We start from the raw sequence: 1,845 nt of genomic DNA, 5'->3' as shown, positions 1-1,845 counted from the left end.
CTATCCAATGAGCCAGTGATCACCACCAACGCCACAACACAAGCACAAACCCATGCCCTTAACGAAGAATTTTATGATGAGAAAGACTCTGATATTGTCTTAACCATTAAAGAGCTGCTCGAAACGCGTATTCGCCCAGCTGTTGCCAATGACGGTGGAGACATTACTTTTCGCGGGTTTGAAAATGGTATTGTTTACCTCAATATGCGGGGCGCCTGCGCTGGATGTCCCTCTTCAACAGCAACACTCAAACATGGTATTGAAAATCTTTTACGCCATTTCATCCCTGAGGTTTTAGGCGTTGAAGCCATGCCACAGTAATATTGACCTCAATATACAAAACGGTCACACTAATTGTCCCTCTCCAACAAAAACGCTCAAATATGTGTAGTGAAAATTTTACGCCTTTTTATCCCAGAAATTTCAAACATAAGTCATGCAGTCATAAAAATACTGTACTGTTTAAAAAAATCTGTACAATGATATCTTGTCTCACCTTTCACTTATGCTTTAAAAAGGTTTCATTCCCCCCCTTGCAGAGGCACATTGAGTTGTTTCACCTAACCAATCGATAAAAATAGAACGCATAGGAATGCGCATTTTAAATTTATTTTATCTCATAATCTTATCATGCAATTTTTACCCAAAAATACAACCCATTACAAAAAAAACATTGTGAGACAGAACACATGCTTATCCCCTTTTTCCCATTATTTTCAGTGCTTCGAACGATAAATTCATGGAAAATACTTCTGTCGTAACCAATCGACAAGGATCACTCTTTGCAACTTGAATGAGAATTCTAGAAGACAACCTTCTTATTTCAATTCTGTTTTTATGAACTTAATCAAAATCATTCGCTCACATATCACAAACTAAATAATAACAAAAACTATGTTTTAAATAGCTCTTATGAACACTTTTAAATGTAAGAACTGTTACAACATTGAGAGCTAGAAAAAAATGCATGATGATGCTACCTTATCAGTATCTCGTACCGATCTTTTCCTATTTTTGACTCAAAAATTCCCCTCTAACAGCTTGAATCTGATCTCCATAAATATAGCACAAAAGATGTGTACAAATACTTGTAAAAATAAATAAATGTAAAATCAGATCTATTATGGTTGTTTTGGAGGTCATTTGAGAAAAAGTGAGAATATTTTTTCAATTCAGCAGAAATAAGTTTGTTACTTTACGGCATCGTTCTCTTCATAAAGCGCGTACCTTTATTGTTGCTTGTAAATCAACATCTAACCCTTCTCATCACAGTATGTTTAAAAGAAAAGACAGTGTCAGTATTTCTCTACTATATATATTTTTCCAATCCTCAAGGTTGCGATAGCCCTTGGCACTTGAGACGGTTCATAAGAGGCCTTTTTACTGCTTTCTTGTACCATGTCACTCCACACGGCTCTCCCCGATTGTAACATGCAAGAGACATGATTTTGATTGATTCAACATGGAACAGATTTGGATCTCTCATTCAACATGCAAAACAGTAAATTATCTTTATAAACCAAATTATTGCTGTACGTAGCTTTTATATCCCAATAAGAGCATATATTGCATCTATCTGATTGGTGTAATCTATGAAATAAGAAAAGAACCCTATTGAAAAAAACTATGAAAGTGTCAAGATAGCAAACCAACGAAATGCACAAACAATTGCAAGAAGATAAATGCCTAAACTTTTTTCACAAACTCCGACTTTAAACTCATCTGACCAATTCCAGGAATTTTGCAATCGATATTATGATCCCCATCCACCAAGCGAATATTCTTTACCTTCGTCCCCCCTTTTAAAACAGATGAAGCGCCTTTTACTTTCAGATCTTTTATCAC

2 protein-coding genes are annotated in these 1,845 nt (G+C 35.4%); one reads left to right on the top strand and one right to left on the bottom strand.

Annotated features, from left to right (window positions below):
• A partial coding sequence (locus ACFIO3_RS12440) for a NifU family protein (RefSeq protein ID WP_375704552.1) occupies positions 1–321 on the top strand: 321 nt, incomplete at its 5' end.
• Positions 322–1,686: 1,365 nt separating this feature from the next.
• On the opposite strand, the gene ACFIO3_RS12435 is transcribed toward ACFIO3_RS12440, so the two are convergent.
• Positions 1,687–1,845 (bottom strand): zinc ribbon domain-containing protein YjdM (locus tag ACFIO3_RS12435; protein WP_375704527.1); only part of this gene is annotated, 159 nt, incomplete at its 5' end.

Source organism: Bartonella sp. AD328YNZD, assembly GCF_042196425.1.
Note: the sequence above shows the minus strand (reverse complement) of the source record. Positions and strands in the feature narration are given on the sequence as shown.